We start from the raw sequence: 23,225 nt of genomic DNA on the forward strand, positions 1-23,225 counted from the left end.
TCAGAACATATATTTGATGAGGTGGATTATGAAAAGTAATTTAAAATTAAAAAAGAATAGGGTATTTATATTTATTATTATGATGTTTTTATTCACAACTGGATTAAAAATAGAAAACTTAGATGGTTTTGAAACTAGACAACCTGAACCTAAATTGATTTATCATTATGTCAATTCAAATGAAACTATTTGGAATATAGCTGATAAATATAACTACAATATGGATAAACGAGATTATGTAGATAAAATTATCAAATTAAATAATAATTCATCCAAAATAACACAAGGTGAAATTATTTCCATACCAATTTATAGATGAAAACTTCCCAAATAATAAGTGTAGGGTAGAGTGTGTAAATATTTAAATTTTTAATTATGAGCATAAAAATAGTCACAAAATAATAATTTTGTGACTATTTTTATGCTCATTTAAAATATTTATCATTATTTTCAGCACTATCATCAACTTCAGTGTAATTTATATTTGACAAAGGATTACTTTCAATAGTGTCTTTTAAAGCTTTATTATTTACATGAGTGTAGATTTGCGTAGTACTAACTGATTCATGACCAAGTATTTCTTGTAGACTTCTTATATCAGCTGAACCATATTGATACATAAGAGTTGCTGCTGTGTGTCTTAATTTGTGTACAGTATATTTATTTGTATCTAATCCTGAATTCTTTATATATTTTTCTACCATATGTTGAATGGATCTATTATTCATTCTATTATTACGCATACTTAAAAATAATGCATCTTCATTATCGATGTCAGGTCTAACTTTTAAATAATCATCTAGAGCTTTTCTACAGGCATTATTAAGGAATATTTCACGTTGTTTACGACCTTTTCCAGTAACACGCAGTATATTAGTCTTAATATCATTTAAATTTAAACTGGAGAGCTCTGATAGCCTCATTCCACAATTTAAAAATAAAGTTACTATAGCATAGTCCCTAAATTTAAATTTAGGTTGTTTTTCTGAATTAGATATCTCTTTCAATATTAACATAGCTTCATCTAAATCTAAATAAATGGGTAATGAACGCTCAATTTTAGGACTATCTATGTCTTCAGCAGGATTATACTCAATCAAATCAACTTTAGTACTTAAATATTTAAAAAATGTTCTAATAGAAGATAATTTTCTATTTTTAGTTCTATTAGAATTTTTTAATTTTCTATCTAAAAAAGAAGTAAACGCGTATATATCTTCTTTTCTTATACTTTTTATAATATCTAGTGTAATTAAATCTATATCAATATTCTTGAATTCTATATCTTTTACAATTTCTCTTCTAATGAGAATGAATCTAATAAAAGTTCTTAAATCATAATAATATTCTTTAACTGTATTCTCTGAAGCTCCTTTAGAGCTAGATAAAAAACCAAGAAAGTCATCTATTAAATTATTAATCATTTTATTCTCCTAAAAATTTTATATTATATATAATAACAAAAAAACCCGCCTTATGGCAGGTTTTATTAACTTATTTAGAATTTATTTAGCATATTCAATGGCTTTAGTTTCTCGTATGACATTTACTTTAATTTGTCCTGGGAAGTCTAATTGTGATTCAATTTCTTTAACAATTTTTCTTGCTAATAAAGTAACTTCAGATTCACTTACAGCTTCTGGCTTAACTATTATTCTAACTTCTCTTCCTGCTTGAATTGCATAAGATTTCTCTATACCTTCAAATGAAGTTGCTATTTCTTCAAGTTTTTCAAGACGTTTTATATATGACTCTACAGTTTCGCGTCTTGCTCCAGGTCTAGCAGCTGAAATAGCATCAGCAGCAGTTACTAAAATTGCTTCAACATATTTGAATTCAACATCTCCATGATGAGATTGTATACAGTTTATAACTATATCATTTTCTTTGTACTTACGAGCAATTTCAATACCTAAATCAACATGAGGAGCTTCAACATCGTGGTCTATACTCTTTCCGATATCATGAAGTAATCCACCTCTTTTAGCAAGCTTTACATCAGCTCCAATTTCTTGTGCCAATATACCAGCTAAGTTTGAAACTTCAACAGCATGCTTTAACATATTTTGGCCATAACTTGTTCTAAATTTAAGCCTTCCAAGATACTTTATGATTTCGGGATGTAATCCATGAACTCCTGCATCATAAGCAGCTTGTTCTCCGGACTCTTTAATCATAATATCAACTTCATTTTTAGCTTTTTCTACACTCTCTTCAATTTTAGTAGGATGAATTCTTCCATCTTGCACTAACTTTTCAAGAGCTATTCTAGCTATTTCACGTCTTACAGGATCAAAACATGATAGAACCACCGCTTCAGGAGTATCATCGATAATTAAATCAACGCCAGTCAAAGACTCTATACTTCTTATATTACGTCCTTCACGTCCGATAATTCTACCTTTCATTTCATCATTGGGTAACTGAACTACAGAAACGGTTGCCTCTGCAACTTGATCTGCAGCTATTCTTTGAATTGCTTGGGCTATTACATTTTGTGCGTATTTATTGCTTTCCTCTTTAATTCTTAGTTCATTTTCCTTAATTATAAGTGCAGATTCTTGGGTTATTTCTCGTTCTAACTGATTTAATAATATGGATTTACCTTCTTCAGCTGTCAAACCAGCAACTTTCTGTAATTCTTCTTCTCTTTTTAGAACTAATTCTTCAGCTTTTTCAACTTTCATTTTAGCATCTTCAAGTCTAGAGTTAAGCTTATCTTCTTTTTTCTCTAAAGACTGAGCTCTTTTCTCGACAGCTTCTTCTCTATTCAAAATTCTATTTTCTAAAGTTTGAAGCTCATTTCTACGAGTTTTATATTCATGCTCATTATCAGATCTAAGCTTGTGTATCTCATCTTTTGCTTCTAGAAGAAGTTCACGTTTTTTGGCTTCAGCATTATGTTCGGCTTCTGTGACTATTTTTATAGCAAGTTCTTCAGCTGTTTTAGTTTTTCCTTCAGCAATATATTTTCGAATACCGTAGCCTATTCCACAACCAAAAATTAGAGATATTATAATAAAAATAATATTTTCTAGCATTACACACCTCCTTATTAAATTTTCAAGTTCCAAATTTTAAATTCATTTCTAAATAAATACTTGCGTACTATACAATTTTATCTCTAAATTGAGCAATAGTCAAGATAAGCTATTTTTCAATTTCTAAATTAGTTACCTTAGATACTGAATTTCTTTGCTCTACTAGGAAAGATTTATCACAAATTTCTGATAAATATTTATTGTGTGTAACCATAATAATCTGTCTATGAAACATAGTTGAAGATTTTCTTAAAAATTCTCCTAAATTAAATATATATTCCTCACTTACGTGTTTACCAGGTTCATCTAAAATCAAAGGGCCTTCGATTTTAGGGTTATAAATTTCTATCATAGCAATTCTAAGTGCCAATGATATAATATCTACAATTCCACCCCCTCTGGAATTCTCAGGTTGAGTTTTAACGGTGTAGCCATCATAATTTGACACTACATAAAAATCTGCTCCAGTAATTTTACCATCTGTAAGCTCTATTACAAATTCAATATCTGTTTCCAAAATAAAGCTCAAGCAACTACTTACCAAACTCTCAACTTGTGTTTTTGCTTGTTCTCTGCCGTACTCACTTGCCATATTTAATAGTATCTCAACTTGTGATAATACAGAGTAATCATTTTTTAAAGTATTAATTTTATCTAATTTAGAATTTAAATTTTTCTCTACTATATCTCGTCTACCCTTTTGAATGTTTAAATTAGTTTCTAATTTTTCTATTTTTTCATTTATAGTATTTATATCCATCATCAAATCTCCGGCATATTGTCGGCAATTTCAGAAAATAGGCTGTCTATTTTAGTTTGTAGTTCATTTATAGTATTATCTAAATCTTCAGGGTTTATATTTAATGCTTCCAACTCCTTATTTAATGCTTCTTGTTGAATTTTTAAAGTCTCCAAACGGCCTTCTGCTTTATTCTTTAATTCTTTTCTGCGGTCTATTTCTTTCTTTAGATAAGAAAGTTTGTCTTCATAATTCATATTTCACCTCTTAAATGCTCTTTTATACTTGAACTATCTATTTTACTGTGACACAAAGGACAATAGCCCAGCTCTATAAAAATCCTTTCATATTCTTCACTTAAATTTAAAATATTTTTATAAATATCATCTATTTCTGCGTTTAAAGAAGTAATCTTTGAATTGATATTATTTAGATTTTCTTTTACGATTAAGAGTTGTGAATATAAATTCAAATTATTTTCTAATTCTAATGTCAAAGAAATATTAAATTCGATATTTTTAAATATCTTTAAATATTCAATTCCTCTACCAATACGAACTTCATTATCTTTTAGAGATTGATTCAATGAACTCAAATTGTTAAAATTAGCAACAATATTTGTTAAATTGAGTAGTTTATCATATATACCATCTATATGTTTTAGTTTTAAAACTTGTTCTTCAGTTGTAAGTATATCATTTCTATTACTCTTTAGATTGTTTGATAACTTAGAATAATACTTTAGCATTTCAATATTACGAGACAATCTTTCAAATTTTTGTTCTAATTCAGATATATTTTCATATTCTTTAAGGTTTTTCTCTAAATATATAATTTCTTCTTTTATATTTAGCTTTGAAGAAGATAACTGTTTCAACTTATCTAGTTGAACAGTATAATTTAAAATCGCATCTCTACATTTTTTTATAAAGTTTAATTTTTTTTCTTCATCTTTTAAATAATCAAAGCTTTCTAAATCTTTTTCTAATATTTCCTTCTCTAATTCAGCTTCTTTTATTTTCTTCGAATTATTTTTATTATCCTTTATAACATCTCTTAAAGCATCATCTATAAAATTTACGCCTATTAGTCTGCCTATTGCACTAGCTCTAGTTGATGAAGACTCCGTGAGAAGAAAAGGTCCATCCAATTGTTCTGCAATGTTGATTCCATTCTTAACAGTTGAGCCTAATTCTACTTTTTGAATATTGATTTCTTGAATTATTTCAAAAGGTACAGCTCTATTAAATTTTTCAAGAACAATTTTTTCTCCATTAGATTTTACAAGAATATACTTATTTTCTTTACTATTCCACAACCTTGTTACAATAGCTCCCGTGTTAAATTCAATTCTAACACTCATTTCCTTAGCGCCATTTCGTATTAGGTTTCCTGGAGGTGGGTCATTATAAAAAACCCATTTTATCGCTCTTAAAATAGCTGTCTTACCACTATCAGATCTGCCAACTATAACATTTAATCCTCTATGCAAATCTAATTTTGTATTCTCATGAGACTGAAAATTTTTAATTTCTATAGAAGTTATATAAATCAATTGTAATCAGCTCCTTCAATTTGCTTTAACTCAACTCTTTTAATTGCCTCATCTCTTACTTCCTTAGAAATATTATTGTTTTTGGCAATCTCAACTAATATATCAAATACATCGAAACTTTTTAAATTAGATGATGACTCGATTGTAGATTTAAAATCATTAAATTGTTGTGTTTTAAATTTATGATGCTCAATTTCGCTTCTGTCTAATACTTCTTCGGCTGGAAGAGCAGTTTTCAAATTTATTTCTCTTATATCTATTTTATTTGTGAGTTCAAGTATAACTACTTTAGGCTTTCTTTTAAATTCACTAAGTGCATTAGATATCCTTACAATTGAACCTGGATTTATAAAATATTTGCCATCTATTTCAATTGTTTTAAAACCATAGTGAATATGTCCTCCAAATGTTACATCTGCAACTGTATCCGATATATCAGAAATTAGAGTATGAGGTATAGTATCAGGAGGTTTTTTATCTGTTAAGAATCCATGAGTGAGGTGTATTGCATAATCAACATCATCCTTTTCTCGTACAATATATCCTTCTCTACTCTTAGGGCTATCCATATCTATACTATAAGGGAAAGACGTCAGTTGAACAGTGACGTCTTTCTTTAAAATTACCTTATTATTTACCATTCTTATAATCCCAAAACTATCTAAAAGACCAAACATAGTTCTATGAACAGTTATTGGATTATGCCCGAATATATCATGATTTCCACTAACTATATATATTGGTGCTTTAAATTTCTGAAAAATTTCTGAAAAATCTGATACTAATGAAATTGGAGTATCGGGTCTATCAAATAAGTCACCTCCATGTAAAATATAATCTACATTTTCATTTAAACTTATTTGAAGAATTTCATTCATTTTATTTTTTAATGTTTCATAAAAATTATCGATTCTATTTTTAGGATTTGTTACCCTTAAATGAGAATCTGTAAAATATAAAAATTTCATCTTATTCTGAATCCATTTCAGTCGAATTATTTTGGATAGATGGTTCTAAATCATCTGCCGGCAAATTTAATGCCTTACGAATTTTTTGGTCTATTTCAAATGTTAACTCAGGATTTTGCTCTAAAAACTCTTTTGAATTTTCTCTTCCTTGCCCCAATTTTTGGTCTTCATAGCTATACCATGCACCACTCCTTATAATTACATCAGAAAGTACCCCCATATCTATAGTAGTACCAGATTTTGAAATTCCCTTTCCATACATAATATCAAACTCAGCTACCTTATGTGGTGGAGCAACTTTATTTTTAACAACTTTTACTTTTACACGATTACCTATCATTTCATCGCCTTTTTTCAAAGTATCAGTTCTTCTTATATCCATTCTTATAGAAGCATAAAATTTAAGGGCTCTCCCTCCTGTAGTAGTTTCAGGATTACCAAACATAACTCCTATTTTTTCTCTAAGTTGATTTATGAATACAACCGATGATTTTGACTTATTTATTGCTCCAGTTAACTTTCTAAGAGCTTGAGACATAAGTCTTGCCTGCAATCCCATGTGGGAATCTCCCATTTCACCTTCAATTTCAGCCTTTGGAACAAGGGCTGCTACTGAGTCTACAACAATTAAATCAACAGCATTTGAACGAACTAGAGCTTCAGTAATTTCTAAAGCTTGTTCTCCTGTGTCAGGTTGTGAAATTATTAAATTTTCAATATCTACACCTAAATTTTTTGCATATACAGGGTCTAGTGCATGTTCTGCATCTATAAAAGCAGCTATCCCATCCATTTTTTGTGCTTCAGCTAACATATGCAGTGCTAATGTAGTTTTACCTGATGATTCGGGTCCATAAATTTCTATAATTCTTCCTCTTGGAATTCCACCTACTCCTAATGCATAATCTAAAGTTAGTGATCCTGTTGGTATAGCTTCTATTTCTAGCTTATTATCAGCACCTAATTTCATTATAGAGCCCTTTCCATAAGCCTTTTCTATTCTAGAGATTGTATTTTCTAGAGATAGTTTTCTTTGATCGTCCATAATTACCCCCTTAACATTAAAATAAGATCTAATATTGCTGTATCACAAACTCTTTTTTGTATTTCATTTCTAGTACCTTTAAATTTATGCTCTACAACTTTATATTTATTTTCATCAAAATAATAACATATATAATTTAAGCCTACTTCTTTTTCACTAGGGTTTGGCCCAGCTTCGCCAGTTGTAGATATGCATATATCTGATTTAGTTAAAGCCCTTAACCCTTTAGCCATTTCATAAGCAACTTCTTTACTAACAACACCATAATTATTTAATGTATTTTCTTTTACTCCAAGAATCTTAATTTTAACATCGTTTGAATACGTGATGTAAGATTCGCTTAATACACTACTCGCTCCAGATATACTAGTTATTTGGCTAGCTAAAAGCCCCCCTGTAATAGACTCTGCAAAACTTATCTTAAGTTCTTTTTCTTTAAGTAATTTTACAAGAGATTCATTTAAAGTTATTTTTCCTTCCGAATATATATTTGTTCCAAAAGTATCATATAGTTTAGAGACTATTAAATCAACTTTTTCAATTAATGAATTTCTATCTCTTCCTTCAGCTATTATTTTAATTTCAGTATCATAAAATTTTGCAAATGTATTTATACTTATATTTTTAGTTTCTAAGTTTAATTTTCTAATTTTATCTTCAACTACAGATTCTCCAAGTCCCGCAACATTTAAAGATCTAATTACTACTTCATTGTTATCTGTTATGTAGTATTTTAGATACTCATCTACCATAGGTCTCAATTCTTTCGGTGGTCCAGGCAATAAAAATATCTTTTTGTCACCATATTCAATAATTTCTCCTGGTGCTATTCCCCACTTATTGTCTAATATAGTTGAATTTTCGATAATCATTGCTTGTTTTAAATTATTTTCAGTCATTTTAAATTTAGATTCTCTAAATCTTTTTAATAATTTTTTATGTTGTATTTCATCTAATATAATACTACGTCCAATAACATTTGAAACAGCTTCTTTTGTCATATCATCAGCAGTTGGTCCTAATCCTCCACACAAAAATATGAGGTCTACTTTTTCTAGTTGTCCCTTAAGAATATTTTCTATTTGTTCTAAATTATCTCTAACAGATATATGATAATCCACATGAACTCCTAAATCATTTAATATGTTGGAAATATATTCAGCATGTGTATTTAAAATTGAACCCACTAATATTTCTGTTCCTACAGTTATTATTGATGCTCTCATTCTTACCTCTTATATATTTTTTAAGTCTAATACTTTCTTGTTTTTGATAAAATAATCTACTCCTGAAATTATAGTAAATAATATAGCTATATAAAAAGATACGATGCCTATTTTGTATATCATAGTTATATTAGTTAGTAAAATAATTAAAGATACTAGTTGACTTACTGTTTTTATCTTTCCTAAAGGACTTGCAGCTATAGTGATATTTTCAGAAGCTGCTATAATTCTAAACCCTGTTACTGCAAATTCTCTAGCAATTATTATTATAACTCCCCAAGCTGGAACATCTCCTAACTCAGTAAGACATATTAAAGCAGCAGCTACTAATATCTTATCAGCTAGAGGGTCTGCAAACTTTCCAAAATTTGTAACTAAATTATTTTTTCTGGCTATATATCCATCTAAAAAGTCTGTAAATGAAGCTATTACAAAAATTATAGTAGCTATAATTCTAGAATTTTCGATATTAAGATACATAAACAACACAAAAATGGGGACCATTAAAATTCTTAACATTGTCAATTTATTTGCGGTATTCATATTACTTCACCTTCTAAATCAAACTCCAATGAGTTTAAAATTTTAACTTTGTAAAAAGAACCCAATTCAAGGTTGTTTTCACTTGCAACGTAAATATTTCCATCAATTTCAGGAGCATCTAAATATGAACGTCCTGAATACATTTCACCACTTATTTTTTCTTCAATTAATACTTCTAATACTGAACCTATTTTTTTGCTCATTATCTCAGAAGAAATCTCTTGTTGAATATCCATCACAGCGGATAATCTTTCATTCTTTAAATCTTCATCGATTTGATTATCCATTGAATACGCAACTGTATCCTCTTCCCTAGAGTATGCAAAAGCACCAACTCTATCTAATTTATATTCTTCTAAAAATGAACTCAGTTCTTCAAAATCTTCTTCAGTTTCTCCAGGGAATCCAACTATAAATGTTGTACGTATTGCAATTTCAGGGATATTGCTTCTAAGTTGATTAATCAACTTTTCAATTTGGTTTTTAGATGTTCTTCTGTTCATTCTCTTTAAGACATTATCTGAAATATGTTGCATCGGAATATCAACATACTTCAAGAGTTTAGAATTTGTTTTAAATTCATTTATAAGTCCATCAGTAAAATTATCAGGATATAAATAAAGTATTCTAATCCATTTTAACAAATGAATCTTAGAAAGCTCTTTTATTAAATCTTGTAGTTTGTACTCTTTATATAAATCTATCCCATAATCTGTTGAATTTTGCGCAATTAAAATTATTTCACGAGTACCATTGCCAGTAAGATATTCAACTTCTTTAACTATATCTTCAATAGGTCGTGATTTATTTCTTCCCCTTAATTTAGGAATAATACAATAGCTGCAATTATTATTACAACCTTCAGCTATTCTAACATATTCTGTAACTTGTACATCTGACTTATAGTTTATATCTTGAGTATATTCATTAAAATCTTCAAGTAAAACTTTCCTATCCCCATCGAAAGCTGAGTTAATTACTGAATTAATATCTTTAAAGCTACCTGTACCAATAATTCCATCAACTTCAGGTATTTCTTCCATTAATTCTTTTGAATAACGTTGGGCTAAACAACCAGCTAATACCAACTTCTTTAAATTACCATTTTCTTTTAGCTTTGCAGCCTCAAGTATGGTATTTATAGACTCTTCTTTTGCAGCTTCTATAAATCCACATGTATTTACAACTATGACATTGGCGTCGTTTGGATTAGGCGTAATTTCATAGCTTTCACTGTTTAAATTAGACTTCATTGTTGTTGTATCTATATCATTCTTAGAACAACCTAATGTTATAAAATGTACTTTATTCAAATTCTTCTCCCAGCATTTCTTTAATTTCTTCTTCTGTTAATAATACTTTCCTAGGTTTTGAGCCTTCATGAGGACCAATTATGCCAGATTCTTCAAGTTGGTCTACAATTCTAGCAGCTCTTGAATATCCTATCTTCAATTTTCTCTGTAAATAAGAAATTGATGCCTGTTCATCAGTCAATATATACTTAACCGCTTCATTAAATAACTCATCTCTATCTCTAGTAATTTCTTTTTTTTCTTGAATTTCTTTAACGATTTTTTCTTCAAGTGCTTTATTCGAAGAACTATTAGCTTTAATAAATTCGACAACTCTCTCAACTTCATCATCATGTATAAATGCACCTTGAACTCTAACTGGTTTAGAATAGAACCCTGGATAGAATAACATATCTCCTTTTCCAAGCAATCTTTCTGCTCCGGGCATATCCAATATAGTTCTAGAATCAATCTGAGATGAAACTGAAAATGCTATTCTAGATGGAATATTAGCCTTTATCGTTCCGGTAATTACATCAACAGATGGTCTTTGTGTAGCCAGTATTAAATATATACCCGCAGCACGTGCTTTTTGAGCAAGTCTTGCTATATATTCTTCAACTTCTTTTTGAGCCACCATCATTAAGTCTGCTAATTCATCTACGATTATTACAATTTTTGGTAAAATAGGTTCTTTTAAAATAGCTGCTTTACTATTAAAAGAATTTAAATCCCTAACTCCTAATTCAGCGAATAAAGAATATCTTCTCTCCATTTCTCCTACCGCCCAGTTTAAGGCAAAAGAAGCTTTTTTAGGTTCAGTAACTACCGGAATCAAAAGATGTGGAATATCATTATATATACTAAGTTCAACTATTTTAGGGTCTATAAGTAAAAGCTTAACATCTTCAGGAGAGCTTTTGTATAAAATACTAGTTATAATAGTATTTATACATACTGATTTTCCAGAGCCTGTTGCACCAGCTATTAATAAATGTGGCATTTTTTCAATAGATGATACTATAATTTCCCCAGCTACATTTTTCCCTAAAGTCAATGGTATATCAGATTTTAAATTTTTAAATTCTAAACTTCCTATCATATCTCGTATGGATACAGAGTCTTTGAACTTATTTGGGACTTCTATTCCAACCACAGCTTTACCTGGGATTGGCGCTTCTATTCTTATATCTGAACTAGCTAAAGCCATTGCCAAATTATCACTCAATGCAACTATCTTATTTAACTTTACTCCTGGAGCAGGCTCTAATTCATAAAGAGTTATAACAGGGCCTTTATTAATTGCCACAATTTTACAATCAATTCCAAAGGTATGCATAGTTTCTTCTATTATTTTAGCGTTCTTTTTAACTAGTTCTCTTGAATCTCCAATATTATTTTGATTTAGTTCTAGTAATTCTTCAGGAGGTTTAATATACTCATTAACTTCTAAATCAGTATTTAAATCTAAATTTAATTTTTCATTTTCTATTTGAATGGTATCATTTATTGAAATTATCTCTCCATTTTCAATTGAATTTTCTTTTTGTTCAGCAACATTAACTATATTTTCTGTTTTTTCATCAGATAATACCCCTCTAATAACTACATCTTCTTCAATAGAATTTTCATTTACTTTATTGTCAATATTAGATCTATCTTGCTTTTTATTTTGTTTTTCTTTATTTTTTAAAATTTTTTCTAACTTCTTTTTTTCTAGTCCATCTGATACATTTTCTTTAATTGCCGACAACTTGACTCCTAATGAACTACCATAATCTGAAAAATTAGAGCTTATATTTTTTAATGTTTCAAAGTTTATTTTAAAAATTAAAAATACACAAACCAATACAATTGTTGCTAATATCATATAAGTTCCAATAGCACCAAAAAATTTATACATAAAAAATCCAAAAATAGAACCTATAACACCACCAGAAGTTGCAATGTCCAAATATTCTATTGACATTGATATTCTATCTACTAATGTCAAATCTATATTCTTTGTACCGTCTAAATATACTAAAATACAAAGACAAATAAGTGAAAATAATGTTATATATTTGAAAATATCTTCTTTATACTTAGGTAATATTATTAAAATCCCACATATTATCATAATACATGGAATTAAGAAGTTACCACTTCCTGACAAAAGAGTAAAAATTTTATATATAAATACGCCAAACAATCCTATTTTATCGCTATACAAGCTTATAAAACTTATAAGACCGAATAAAATTAAAGCTACTCCAAGTAAGGTTTTTTGTTCTGTATTACGTTGTTTTTTCTTAACTTTTTTATTCTTTTTCACCCTTACACCTCTAGTTTATTATAACATAAGGTATTTTTATCTACCACTTAAGAAAGGCCTGTATGCCCAAATCCACCTGTGCTTCTAACAGTTTCTGATAAATCATTCACTTCTACAAAATCAACTTTTTCATATTTTGCAATTACTAATTGAGCTATTCTATCTCCATTATTAATTTCAAAATTTTCTGTGCCTAAATTTATTAAAAGAACTTTTAATTCTCCTCTATAATCAGAATCTATTGTTCCTATTCCATTTGTCAATGATATTCCGTACTTAAATGCCAACCCACTGCGAGCTCTTACTTGAGCTTCATATCCTTCCGGTATTTCAATAAATAATCCAGTTGGTATTGCAGCCCTACACATTGGCTTTAAAATAAACTTTTCATCTAAATTTGCTCTTATATCCATACCTGCAGAACCATTGGTTTCATACTCAGGTGTTGGGTTATTGCTTTTATTAATTAATTTTATATTCATAGTTCTCCTTAAAAAAACAGGATACCAAAGTACCCTGATTTAAAATTTTATTTAGATTCTTCCCTTGAGTTTATATTCTCTGTAGTTTCTTTTTCAGGTTTAGGTAATAATACTTTTCTTGATAGAGAAAGTTTTTTAGTTTCCTCATCAATACCTATAACTTTTACATCAATCTTGTCTCCAACTTTAAAAAGATCTTCAACTTTATTCGTTCTCTCATGTGCAATTTCAGAAATGTGTAAAAGACCTTCTACACCCTTTTTCAATTCAACAAATGCGCCAAATTTCATTATTTTCTTAATCTTACCACTAAATATATCTCCAACTTCAATTTCTTTAACTATTGATTGAATTATTTCTATAGCTTTTTTAGCCTTTGTTGAATCATCTGATAAAATTGAAACCTTACCATCATCGTCAATTTCTATTTTAACTCCTGTTTTTTCTATAATCTTGTTAATAGTCTTTCCACCACTGCCTATTACATCTCCTATTTTTTCAGGATTTATTTCAATCATATGAATTATAGGCGCAAACTTAGAAAGTTCTTCTCTTGGTTTTTGAATAGTTGTGTATAAATGGTCTAATATATATAATCTAGCAACTTTTGCTCTCTCAAGAGCCTCTTCTAAAATTTCTCTGCTGATACCTTCGACTTTAATATCCATTTGTATTGCAGTAATACCTTCTCTTGTACCGGCAACTTTAAAGTCCATATCTCCAAAATGATCTTCTAACCCTTGGATGTCAGTTAAAATTTTAGTTTGTCCATTTCCTTCTATAAGTCCCATAGCAATACCTGCAACCGGAGCTTTTATAGGTACACCTGCATCCATTAATGAAAGAGTTGAACCACATATAGAAGCTTGAGATGATGAACCATTAGATGATAGTACCTCAGATACCACTCTTATAGCATAAGGAAACTCTTCTTCTGAAGGTAGAACTGGTATTAATGCTCTTTCAGCAAGTGCACCATGACCTATTTCACGTCTACCTGGCCCTCTCATAGGTTTTGTATCACCTACAGAGAAAGGAGGGAAATTATAGTGATGTATATAACGCTTAGGCTTATCATCACCTAATCCATCTATTACTTGCACTTCAGATAGTCCCGCTAAAGTAGTAATTGATAAAACTTGAGTTTGACCTCTTGTAAATAAACCTGAACCATGAGTTCTTGGAAGTAAGCCTACTTCTGATGATAGTTTTCTAATTTCTTCAAGAGCTCTGCCATCCGGTCTTAAATTATCTTCTAAAATTTGTCTTCTTACTTCATTTACTTCTATTTCTTCAAGTATAGATTCTATATCTCTAGAGAATTCTTCCATTTCTAATTCGAAATGTTTACGAACTTCTTCTTTTGCTTTTTCTACTTTTTCAATTCTTAAAAGTTTATCTGCTTCATTAACGGAATTTACTATTATTTCTTTACCAAATTCTACAACTCTTTGTTTTAATTCTTCATTTGGTACGAAAACTTCATAATCCATTTTTTCTTTTCCAATTTCATTTTTGATTTCATCAACAAAAGAACATATCTTTTTGATTTCATCATGTGCTGTAAGAATAGCACCTAACATTTCATCTTCTGTAACAATATTAGCTCCAGCTTCAACCATCATTATGGCAGTTTTAGTGCCTGAAACTACCAAAAAAATATCTGAATTATTACGTTCTTCTTCGTTAGGATTTATTATATATTTGCCATCAATCATTCCAACCATTACAGATCCTGTTGGACCATCAAATGGTATATCAGAAGTGTGTAATGCTATTGAGGAACCAATCATCGCTAATATATCAGGTTGGTGGTCTTGGTCCACAGAAAGCACTGTAGCGACAACTTGTACATCATTTCTAAATCCTTCAGGAAATAAAGGTCTTATAGGTCTATCTATTAGTCTTGCTGAAAGAATTGCTTTTTCAGTAGGACGACCTTCTCTTTTAACAAATCCTCCAGGCATTTTACCCACAGAATACATTTTTTCTTCAAAATCTACAGATAATGGGAAAAAATCTATACCTTCTCTAGCTTTACTCGATGCAGTTACAGTAACTAAGACTACAGTATCGCCATATCTAAGCAAGCACTCTCCATTAGCTTGTTCTGCAACTTTACCTATAGTAACTTCTAATGGTTCACCTGCAAGGTCAAAAGTAAAAACTTTTTGCATATAATCCTCCTCTTAAAAAATAAAGAGCGGTTCCCCGCTCTATTAACCTCTTATACCTAATTTTTCAATAAGTTCACGATATCTGTCAATATCTTTATTTTTTAGGTATCTAAGAAGATTTCTTCTCTTACCTACCATTTTTAAAAGACCTCTTCTTGAGTGATGATCTTTTTTATGTTCTTTAAGGTGAACATTAAGCTCATTTATTCTATTAGTAAGAATCGCGATTTGCACTTCTGCAGAACCAGTATCCTTATCATGTAATTTGTAATCTTCAATAATTTGTGTTTTTGCTTCTTTGTTTAACATTTTATTTCCTCCTAAATTTATATTAGCCTAGACAAAAGTAAGCGTCGAGGAACGACAAACCTGTGTCTGGTAGTACTAAATAATGATAACATAACTAAATATTTTTGGCAATAGAATTATTTCTTATTAGCTCAACATCTTTGCTCATTTGTGAAAAAAGGTCTTCTACTGTATCAAATTTTAATTCATCCCTGACAAATTTATGAAGTACTAACTCAATTTTTTTATCGTAAATATCTTCATTAAAGTCTATTATATGAGACTCTATCCTAAGTCCAGAATTTTCAACAGACGGATTTTTCCCAACGTTTGTTGCAGCTTTATGTTCTACACCATCAATAATTATAGTTGTATCATACACTCCAAATTTTGGAATTACATAGTTTGTATCTATAGCAATATTTGCCGTAGGAATTCCCATTTTAGTTCCTAATTTTTTCCCGTGAATTATTTTTCCACTTATTTTGAAATCAGAACCTAAATAGTCTTTAACATCTTCTACATTACCGTCTTCAATTAATTTCCTAATTAATGTTGAAGATACTATATTTTCATTTATTATTACTTCATCTATTATAACCAAAGAAATCCCTAACTCATCACATATTTCTCTTAAAAGATGTATATCTCCGCTAGCCTTGTGCCCAAATCTATAGTCAAAACCTACTACTATTCCTCGAACATTAAGATTTTTATATAGTAACTCTTCTATAAAATCTCTTGCTGACATCTTCATTAAATCTTCATTAAAAATTATTTCATAGCAAATATTTATACCAATTTCTTCTAATTTAGAATATTTTTGATCATTAGAAGTCAAAAGTCTTTGAGGACTTTTATTGATAATATTCTTAGTATGATTTTTAAATGCAAGTATAGCACTTTTAGAATTACTTTTTTTAGAAGATTTTACTAAATTATTTAAAAGCTTTCTATGTGCCAAATGTACACCATCAAAATTCCCCAGAGCTATAAAACATTCAGCATCTGATTTATAATTTGTTGTTATTTCAATTATTTTCAATAATATTCCACCTAACTAGTTATTTATTAACTTTTTTATTATCTTGATACCCCATACATTGTTATAATACATATATTTTCCAATACCAATGTAATTATTTTTACAATATATATTGTATTCTGAATTAACATCATAAACGTGGTTTACTTTACAGATTACGCCGTTTGTAATCTTAGTGTACATTTCAACTGGGAGTTCTATCTTTTCAAGTTCTAGTGCTTTATCTATTGGTATTAGTTTATTTTCTAAAATATCTAAACTACAATTTTCTAATTGTTCTTTATTTACAGATATATCCAAATTAAATTTACCAGTAGATACTCTTCGAAGCTCCGTCATAGTAGCAAAAGATTTCAATTTTAATCCTATGTCTCTAATTAATGACCTTACATAAGTTCCTGATGAACAGTTAATATATATTATAAATCTATTTTCACTGCTATCTAATAGTTTCATACTATATATAGTACACTGTCTTTTTGGTATTTCAATCTCTTCACCAGCTCTAGCATACTCATATAACTTTTTTCCTTTTATTTTTATAGCGGAATATATGGGTGGTTCTTGAAGAATATCTCCTGTAAAATTTTCTAATTCTTTTCTTAGTGAATCCTCAGAAGGAATCATAGCACTTGCGTGAGTCACATTCCCAGTTATATCTAATGAATCTGTTTGAATTCCAAATTTAAATTCTGCAATATATTCTTTATTAGAAGCTGTAAGTCTATCAGATAATTTTGTTGCTTTGCCTATTAATATAGGCAATACACCTGTAGCTATAGGGTCTAAAGTACCTGTATGTCCTACTTTTTTTATACCTAGTTTTCTTCTAACCATATATACTACGTCATGGCTAGTAACTCCTTTTGGCTTATCAATTACTAGAACTCCATCCATTTAGCTCACCCTCAACAATTTTTACAATATCATTAATTCTATCACTTAATGGTAGTGGTAAAGTTGCTCCTGCTGCTCTAATATGTCCGCCACCACCAAAAGAAGATACTATATTTATTGCATTAATATATTCTTTTGTACGTACAGAAAGTCTAATGTCTTCTTTTTTCTCTTTTAATAAAATAGCTACTTCTACCCCACTAATATCTCTTATAAATTCAACAATACCTTCTGAATCACTTTTGTTAGCTCCACATGATTCTATCATATTATCATCAACATAAGCTATAGCTAACTTTGAATCAAAATAGTATTTAATTGAATTCATAGCCATAATGAGTAGAGAAGTTTTTTCTTTAGAGCGATTTTGATATAAATTAACTCCTATTTTATTTATATCTATCTTTTTATTAATTAATATCCCTGCTGCATTAAATGTAGATTTTTTTACACTGTCATATTTAAAACTTCCTGTATCTGTAGAGATTCCGGTATATAGACAAGTTGCAGCATCAGTATTTATTTCATAACCTAAATCATTAAACAAATAAAATACCAGTTCGCAAGTTGCAGGAGAATTTGAATCTACTAAATTTATATCTCCAAAGTTAGTATTTGTACTGTGATGATCTATGTTTATCTTCTTCTTTGCAGAAAGGTATAAATTTTTTAAATTTCCTATTCTATCTAAATCCGCACAATCCACTGTAATAAATAAATCTGGAGCGTCTAATCCTTCATCGGTAACTATTTCTGAAAGTCTAGGTAAAAATTTTAAATTTTCAGGTATTTCATCTATCACAACAGCTTTAACATCTTTCCCTAATTCTTTTAAAATTATATAAGTTCCCATTAGAGATCCCACATTGTCTCCATCTGGATTCATGTGGGATGCTACATAAATGGTATTAGCAGAACTAATGGCTTTAGCTATCTCTTCTATTACCATGGTTTACCTCATTTATTAATCTATTCATTTCCAAGCCTCTTTCAATAGAATCATCATGAATAAATATAAGTTCAGGCATAGCTCTTAACTTAATCATTCTAGAAAGTTCTTTTTTTATAAAACCTTTAGATGAGTTAATTCCTTGCATAGCCTCTTCTACTTCATTCGTAAAAAATGATATATACACTTTTGCAAATGATAAGTCATTAGTCACATCTACTCTTGATACGCTAACTATATCAGGAACTCTTGGATCTTTTAATTTATTTTGTATTACATCAGATATAGCTCTTCTAACTTCTTCTGATATTTGTTGTGTACGTTTTGAATTCATATTAATCTCTCTTAACTTCTTTCATAATATAACATTCTATAAGGTCTCCATCTTTAACATCGTTAAATCCTTCTATTCCAAGACCACCTTCAAAGCTAGTATTTAATTCTTTTACATCATCTTTAAATCTCTTAAGAGATGCTACTTCACCTTCATGAATAACTACATCTTCTCTTAAAACCCTTATTTTAGCATTACGAACTATCTTACCTGATAGTACATAAATACCAGCTACTATTATATTCCCAGGGAGCTTAAATGTTTGTCTAACTTCACATCTTCCCATGACCTCTTCAACGATATCAGGATCAAGCATACCTTTTACAGCTTTTTCTACATCATCTATAATGTCATATATAACTCTATATGTTCTTACGTCTACTTCTTCATTCTTAGAAAGTTCAATAGCATTAATATTAGGTCTTACATTAAATCCTACGACAATAGCATTTGAAGCAGAAGCTAAAGTTACATCACTTTCATTAATTCCACCAACGCCTGAGTGGATTACATTTATCTTAACTTCTTCATTAGATAGTTTAAGAAGTGATTGAATTAATGCTTCAACAGAGCCCTTAACATCGGCTTTAACAACGATATTTAGGTCTTTCATTTCCCCTTCTTTTATTCTGTCAAATAAATTATCTAACGAAACTTTGCTTCCTGAATTTATTCTATTTTCTCTTAATTCTTCTCTATTAGAGTCGGCTATAGTTCTTGCTGTCTTTTCATCTTCTACAGCATAGATAAGTTCCCCGGCATTTGGCACATCAGATAAACCTAAAATTACTGCTGGCATAGATGGACCTGCTTTTTTAATATTTCTATTCTTATCATCTGTCATAGCTCTAATTCTTCCGCTTGCTACCCCAGATACCACAGTATCACCAAAGTTAAGTGTACCTTTTTGAACTAAAACAGTAGCCATAGGGCCCTTACCCTTATCTAATTTTGCTTCTATAACAGTACCAACTGCCATTCTATTAGGATTTGCTTTTAATTCTTGCATTTCTGCAACTAGATTTATCATTTCTAATAAATCGTCAATACCTTCTTTAGTTTTCGCAGAGACAGGAACCATTATAGTATCTCCACCCCAGTCTTCACTCATTAATCCGTTTTCAAGAAGTTCTTGTTTTACACGGTCAATATTAGAACTAGGTTTATCAATTTTGTTAATAGCTACTATGATAGGTACATTTGCAGACTTTGCATGAGATATTGCTTCTATTGTTTGAGGCATTACACCATCGTCTGCTGCAACTACTAATATAGCTATATCTGTTATTAAAGCTCCTCTTAATCTCATAGATGTAAATGCTTCATGACCTGGAGTATCCAAGAAAGTTATCTTCTTTTTGTTTACTGTTACAGTGTAAGCCCCTATATGTTGAGTTATACCACCTGCTTCAGATTCTTGAACGTGAGATTTTTTAATAACGTCTAGAATAGAAGTCTTGCCGTGGTCTACATGGCCCATAACAGTTACAACCGGAGGACGGGTTTTTAAGTCTTTTTCGCTATCTTCGTAATCAAGTCCTAACTTTTCTTCTATGGAAATTTCTTGTTCTGGTTCTTCTATAACTATTTCTACGCCTAGTTCATCCGCTACTAATATACAAGTGTCTTCATCTATTTCCTGATTTTGACTTGCCATTATCCCTAAAACAATCAATTTAGAAATTATTTGTGTCACTGGCAAAAATAATTTTTCTGCAAATTCCTTTACAGTTATAGGCGCTTTTATTTTTATAGGAGAATCATCACTTTTTATAGCATCAATTTTATCTTGTTTTTTTTGAGCCTTAGATCTTTTTTTAACAGGAGTTTTTTTAGTTAAATCTCTTTGTTTTCTCCTGTTTCCAGATTCATTTAACTCTCCCATATCAATTTTATTGTGTTGATGTTTCTTCTTTTTATTTTTACCTATGCTTATTTCCTCAGATTTAAAATTTTCTTTTGTATTATGTTTTTTACTAAAATTTTTATCTGATTTAAATTCTTTATTCTTTTCAGTGTCTTTGTTTTTTTTATTATCGAAATTTTTATTCAATTGTTGTTGACCACTCTTACCTTTACTATCTTTATTATTTTTTATATGTTTATTCTTCGTATCTGAATTATTAACTTCATCATTTACAACAGAATTTTTATTTTGTGTGTTTTTTTGCTCTTCAGATTTAGTATGATAAGCATTTCTTATCTTTTTTTCATCTTCAGGCTCTAATGTTGACATATGATTTTTTACATCAATATTTAATTCTGCCATTTTTTGTAGCAAATCCTTACTACTTAGGTTTAATTCTTTCGCCAATGCATGTACTCTAATTTTTGACATACGGCCACCTCCTAATTAAGGCATATCTTTAATGGATCTTTTTAATTCTTCAATAGTTTCATCATCTATCTCCATTTCAAATGCTCTGTTTAAAGCTTTAGACTTTATTGCTTTGTCCAAACAATTTTCATCATAGCACAGATATGCACCTCTGCCATTTTTTCTACCACTAACGTCTAGGAAAACTTCGCCTTCTTTATTTTTTACAACTCTTATAAGTTCTGATTTAGGTTTATTTTCTCCACAACCCAAACATTTTCTCATAGGTACTTTTTTTGGTTTTGTCATAAATTCTCCAACGCCTTTAAATATATAATCTAATTTTCATCTTTTTCAATTTCATCTGAAGCATCTACTGAATCTTCAGAATTTTCTATTGCTTCTTCTGAAAAATCAGATTTACAACCATATCTTTCGTATAAATCTTCTTCAGTTATGTTTTCAGTTTCTAAATACTCTTCATACTGAGTTGTACTCTTTATATCAATTTTCCAACCAGTAAGTTTAGCCGCTAATCTAGCGTTTTGCCCTTCTTTTCCTATTGCCAAAGACAATTGATAGTCTGGAACTACTACTAGAGCTGACTTTTCTTTTTCATTTGCAAAAACTTTTTCTACTTTAGATGGGCTTAATGCATTTGCTATAAAAGTATCTATATCTTTGCTATAAATTACAATATCAACTTTTTCATCATGCAACTCATCTACTATAGCTTTAACTCTTGCCCCTTTATATCCAACGCAAGCTCCCAATGGATCTACTTCTTCGTCTTTTGAAAATACAGCTATCTTAGTTCTAGAACCAGCTTCTCTTGCTATTGAATAAACTTCAACTATTCCCTCAGCTATTTCTGGAACTTCTAATTCAAATAGTCTTTTCACTAAGTTAGGATGGGACCTTGATAATATTATTTGAGGTCCTTTAGTTGTTTTCTTTACTTCAACTAACAGTAACTTAAATCTATCACCTTGTTTATACGTCTCACCTTTTATTTGCTCTGAAGGTAACAATATAGCCTCTGTTTTTCCAAGGTCAAAGAATACATTCCCATATGAGACTCTTTGAACTTGACCTGTTATTATCTCATTTTCTCTATCTGTAAAATCGTCGAATATTATATCTCTTTCAGCATCCTTTATTCTTTGAATTACTACTTGTTTAGCTGTTTGAGCTGCTATTCTTCCAAATTTTGCAGGATCTACCATTTTAGAGAAGACATCTCCTACTTCGTATTTAGGGTCTAGTTTCTTTGCTTGACTTATTGAAAGTTGGGTTTTATCGTCTATTAAATCTTCATCTGCAACTATATCTTGTAATGCATAAATGTCAATTTTACCTGTTTCTCTATCTATATTTACTTCTACATTTTGGCTTGTCCCAAAATTCTTTTTATAACTTGAAACCATAGCTGCTTCAAGTGCGGAAAATACAACTTCTTTTGAAATTCCCTTTTCTTTTTCTAGCTCATCTAAGGCCTCTATGAATTCTTGATTCATACTTCCTCCTAAAATTTAATGGTTTGCACCATGTTTGCAATTGCTTTGATTGGAATACTGATGGTATCAGATTCAGATTCGATTTCAACATTTTCTTTATCATAATTAAGTAATGAACCTTCTATCTGTTTTTTACCATCAATTGGTGCATATAGCTTGATTGTTACATCTTTACCAATGTTTCTTCTATAATCATCTTGTGTCTTTAATGGTCTGTCTAATCCTGGAGAAGATACTTCTAGATAATAAGGATTTTCTATTATATCTAAGTTTTCAATATCTTCATCTATAGCCCTACTCATTTTAGAACAATCATCTAAATCTATCCCGTCTTCTCTGTAGATAAAAATAGATAATGAATCATGTTTATTGCCAATCTTATATTCAATATCTACCAATTCATATCCAAGTATTTCAGCATGCTTTAGTGCAACTTCTTTAATTTTGGCAACTATCTCTTTCTTGCTCATTATACACCCCCATTTACAAAAACAAG

Annotated in this window: 23 protein-coding genes; 1 reads left to right on the top strand and 22 read right to left on the bottom strand. The window is 29.7% G+C overall.

The window, feature by feature from the left end:
- Positions 1-28: 28 nt before the first annotated feature.
- Entirely contained in the window at positions 29-319 is a 291-nt protein-coding gene (locus DYE58_RS09335) for a hypothetical protein (protein WP_040552651.1), read from the top strand.
- Positions 320-425: 106 nt separating this feature from the next.
- Here the strand turns inward: DYE58_RS09335 and DYE58_RS09340 are convergent, their stop codons facing one another.
- The 22 genes from DYE58_RS09340 to DYE58_RS09445 form a co-directional block, all read right to left on the bottom strand.
- A complete protein-coding gene (locus tag DYE58_RS09340) occupies positions 426-1,424 on the bottom strand; it encodes a tyrosine recombinase XerC (protein WP_115312238.1) in 999 nt (332 codons plus the stop codon).
- 81 nt (positions 1,425-1,505) lie between these two features.
- Positions 1,506-3,041, bottom strand: a complete 1,536-nt coding sequence (gene rny, locus DYE58_RS09345) for a ribonuclease Y (RefSeq protein WP_004821532.1) — start codon at positions 3,039-3,041, stop codon at positions 1,506-1,508.
- A 109-nt stretch (positions 3,042-3,150) separates the two neighbouring features.
- Positions 3,151-3,804: an AAA family ATPase gene (locus DYE58_RS09350; RefSeq protein WP_004821534.1), complete on the bottom strand. Its 654-nt coding sequence runs from the start codon at positions 3,802-3,804 to the stop codon at positions 3,151-3,153.
- Positions 3,804-4,037, bottom strand: a complete 234-nt coding sequence (locus tag DYE58_RS09355; protein WP_004821536.1) for a hypothetical protein — start codon at positions 4,035-4,037, stop codon at positions 3,804-3,806. The genes DYE58_RS09350 and DYE58_RS09355 overlap by 1 nt, the downstream gene beginning before the upstream one ends.
- Positions 4,034-5,335 (bottom strand): AAA family ATPase, encoded by a 1,302-nt coding sequence (locus DYE58_RS09360; RefSeq protein ID WP_115312239.1) that lies wholly within the window; start codon positions 5,333-5,335, stop codon positions 4,034-4,036. Before DYE58_RS09360 ends, DYE58_RS09355 begins: the two co-directional genes overlap by 4 nt.
- Positions 5,332-6,303, bottom strand: coding sequence for a metallophosphoesterase family protein (locus tag DYE58_RS09365; protein WP_004821541.1), 972 nt, complete (start codon positions 6,301-6,303; stop codon positions 5,332-5,334). Before DYE58_RS09365 ends, DYE58_RS09360 begins: the two co-directional genes overlap by 4 nt.
- Before the next feature lies 1 nt (position 6,304).
- Positions 6,305-7,348, bottom strand: a complete 1,044-nt coding sequence (gene recA, locus DYE58_RS09370; protein WP_004821543.1) for a recombinase RecA — start codon at positions 7,346-7,348, stop codon at positions 6,305-6,307.
- Positions 7,349-7,350: 2 nt separating this feature from the next.
- Entirely contained in the window at positions 7,351-8,574 is a 1,224-nt protein-coding gene (locus DYE58_RS09375) for a competence/damage-inducible protein A (RefSeq protein ID WP_004821544.1), read from the bottom strand.
- Positions 8,575-8,583: 9 nt separating this feature from the next.
- Positions 8,584-9,117: a CDP-diacylglycerol--glycerol-3-phosphate 3-phosphatidyltransferase gene (gene pgsA / locus DYE58_RS09380; RefSeq protein ID WP_004821546.1), complete on the bottom strand. Its 534-nt coding sequence runs from the start codon at positions 9,115-9,117 to the stop codon at positions 8,584-8,586.
- Positions 9,114-10,430, bottom strand: coding sequence for a 30S ribosomal protein S12 methylthiotransferase RimO (rimO, locus tag DYE58_RS09385; RefSeq protein WP_004821547.1), 1,317 nt, complete (start codon positions 10,428-10,430; stop codon positions 9,114-9,116). Before rimO ends, pgsA begins: the two co-directional genes overlap by 4 nt.
- Positions 10,423-12,723 carry a DNA translocase FtsK gene (locus DYE58_RS09390; protein ID WP_115312240.1) on the bottom strand — a complete coding sequence of 767 codons (2,301 nt, stop codon included), beginning with the start codon at positions 12,721-12,723 and terminating at the stop codon, positions 10,423-10,425. Before DYE58_RS09390 ends, rimO begins: the two co-directional genes overlap by 8 nt.
- Before the next feature lie 47 nt (positions 12,724-12,770).
- Positions 12,771-13,205: a dUTP diphosphatase gene (gene dut, locus DYE58_RS09395; protein ID WP_004821551.1), complete on the bottom strand. Its 435-nt coding sequence runs from the start codon at positions 13,203-13,205 to the stop codon at positions 12,771-12,773.
- A 47-nt stretch (positions 13,206-13,252) separates the two neighbouring features.
- The gene (locus DYE58_RS09400; protein WP_004821553.1) at positions 13,253-15,382 is read right to left on the bottom strand and encodes a polyribonucleotide nucleotidyltransferase; all 2,130 of its coding nucleotides are present in this window, start codon (positions 15,380-15,382) and stop codon (positions 13,253-13,255) included.
- Positions 15,383-15,424: 42 nt separating this feature from the next.
- The gene (rpsO, locus tag DYE58_RS09405; RefSeq protein WP_004821554.1) at positions 15,425-15,691 is read right to left on the bottom strand and encodes a 30S ribosomal protein S15; all 267 of its coding nucleotides are present in this window, start codon (positions 15,689-15,691) and stop codon (positions 15,425-15,427) included.
- Positions 15,692-15,785: 94 nt separating this feature from the next.
- Positions 15,786-16,715 carry a bifunctional riboflavin kinase/FAD synthetase gene (locus tag DYE58_RS09410; protein WP_115312241.1) on the bottom strand — a complete coding sequence of 310 codons (930 nt, stop codon included), beginning with the start codon at positions 16,713-16,715 and terminating at the stop codon, positions 15,786-15,788.
- Between the two features lie 15 nt (positions 16,716-16,730).
- The gene (truB, locus tag DYE58_RS09415; protein WP_115312242.1) at positions 16,731-17,612 is read right to left on the bottom strand and encodes a tRNA pseudouridine(55) synthase TruB; all 882 of its coding nucleotides are present in this window, start codon (positions 17,610-17,612) and stop codon (positions 16,731-16,733) included.
- Positions 17,590-18,561 carry a DHH family phosphoesterase gene (locus DYE58_RS09420; protein ID WP_115312243.1) on the bottom strand — a complete coding sequence of 324 codons (972 nt, stop codon included), beginning with the start codon at positions 18,559-18,561 and terminating at the stop codon, positions 17,590-17,592. The genes truB and DYE58_RS09420 overlap by 23 nt, the downstream gene beginning before the upstream one ends.
- Positions 18,539-18,895, bottom strand: coding sequence for a 30S ribosome-binding factor RbfA (rbfA, locus tag DYE58_RS09425; RefSeq protein WP_004821565.1), 357 nt, complete (start codon positions 18,893-18,895; stop codon positions 18,539-18,541). The genes DYE58_RS09420 and rbfA overlap by 23 nt, the downstream gene beginning before the upstream one ends.
- Position 18,896: 1 nt before the next feature.
- On the bottom strand, positions 18,897-21,233 hold the full coding sequence (gene infB, locus DYE58_RS09430; protein WP_115312244.1) for a translation initiation factor IF-2: 2,337 nt from the start codon (positions 21,231-21,233) through the stop codon (positions 18,897-18,899).
- Positions 21,234-21,248: 15 nt separating this feature from the next.
- Positions 21,249-21,521, bottom strand: coding sequence for an RNase P modulator RnpM (rnpM, locus tag DYE58_RS09435; protein WP_004821570.1), 273 nt, complete (start codon positions 21,519-21,521; stop codon positions 21,249-21,251).
- Between the two features lie 29 nt (positions 21,522-21,550).
- Complete coding sequence (gene nusA / locus DYE58_RS09440; protein ID WP_004821573.1) at positions 21,551-22,729, bottom strand: transcription termination factor NusA; 1,179 nt, start codon at positions 22,727-22,729, stop codon at positions 21,551-21,553.
- An 8-nt stretch (positions 22,730-22,737) separates the two neighbouring features.
- Positions 22,738-23,199: a ribosome maturation factor RimP gene (locus DYE58_RS09445; protein ID WP_040552658.1), complete on the bottom strand. Its 462-nt coding sequence runs from the start codon at positions 23,197-23,199 to the stop codon at positions 22,738-22,740.
- Positions 23,200-23,225: the final 26 nt, after the last annotated feature.

It is taken from the genome of Peptoniphilus indolicus, from assembly GCF_900454665.1.
Taxonomy (GTDB): Bacteria; Bacillota; Clostridia; order Tissierellales; family Peptoniphilaceae; genus Peptoniphilus; species Peptoniphilus indolicus.

Coding starts and splice junctions, on each gene's coding strand:
- nusA (WP_004821573.1), bottom strand. CDS start 22,729: ATGAATCAAGAATTCATAGAGGCCTTAGATGAGCTAGAAAAAGAAAAG.
- DYE58_RS09420 (WP_115312243.1), bottom strand. CDS start 18,561: ATGGTAATAGAAGAGATAGCTAAAGCCATTAGTTCTGCTAATACCATT.
- rnpM (WP_004821570.1), bottom strand. CDS start 21,521: ATGACAAAACCAAAAAAAGTACCTATGAGAAAATGTTTGGGTTGTGGA.
- DYE58_RS09400 (WP_004821553.1), bottom strand. CDS start 15,382: ATGCAAAAAGTTTTTACTTTTGACCTTGCAGGTGAACCATTAGAAGTT.
- DYE58_RS09335 (WP_040552651.1), top strand. CDS start 29: ATGAAAAGTAATTTAAAATTAAAAAAGAATAGGGTATTTATATTTATT.
- rpsO (WP_004821554.1), bottom strand. CDS start 15,691: ATGTTAAACAAAGAAGCAAAAACACAAATTATTGAAGATTACAAATTA.
- DYE58_RS09355 (WP_004821536.1), bottom strand. CDS start 4,037: ATGAATTATGAAGACAAACTTTCTTATCTAAAGAAAGAAATAGACCGC.
- dut (WP_004821551.1), bottom strand. CDS start 13,205: ATGAATATAAAATTAATTAATAAAAGCAATAACCCAACACCTGAGTAT.
- DYE58_RS09445 (WP_040552658.1), bottom strand. CDS start 23,199: ATGAGCAAGAAAGAGATAGTTGCCAAAATTAAAGAAGTTGCACTAAAG.
- rbfA (WP_004821565.1), bottom strand. CDS start 18,895: ATGAATTCAAAACGTACACAACAAATATCAGAAGAAGTTAGAAGAGCT.
- rny (WP_004821532.1), bottom strand. CDS start 3,041: ATGCTAGAAAATATTATTTTTATTATAATATCTCTAATTTTTGGTTGT.
- DYE58_RS09365 (WP_004821541.1), bottom strand. CDS start 6,303: ATGAAATTTTTATATTTTACAGATTCTCATTTAAGGGTAACAAATCCT.
- infB (WP_115312244.1), bottom strand. CDS start 21,233: ATGTCAAAAATTAGAGTACATGCATTGGCGAAAGAATTAAACCTAAGT.
- truB (WP_115312242.1), bottom strand. CDS start 17,612: ATGGATGGAGTTCTAGTAATTGATAAGCCAAAAGGAGTTACTAGCCAT.
- recA (WP_004821543.1), bottom strand. CDS start 7,348: ATGGACGATCAAAGAAAACTATCTCTAGAAAATACAATCTCTAGAATA.
- DYE58_RS09340 (WP_115312238.1), bottom strand. CDS start 1,424: ATGATTAATAATTTAATAGATGACTTTCTTGGTTTTTTATCTAGCTCT.
- pgsA (WP_004821546.1), bottom strand. CDS start 9,117: ATGAATACCGCAAATAAATTGACAATGTTAAGAATTTTAATGGTCCCC.
- DYE58_RS09375 (WP_004821544.1), bottom strand. CDS start 8,574: ATGAGAGCATCAATAATAACTGTAGGAACAGAAATATTAGTGGGTTCA.
- DYE58_RS09350 (WP_004821534.1), bottom strand. CDS start 3,804: ATGATGGATATAAATACTATAAATGAAAAAATAGAAAAATTAGAAACT.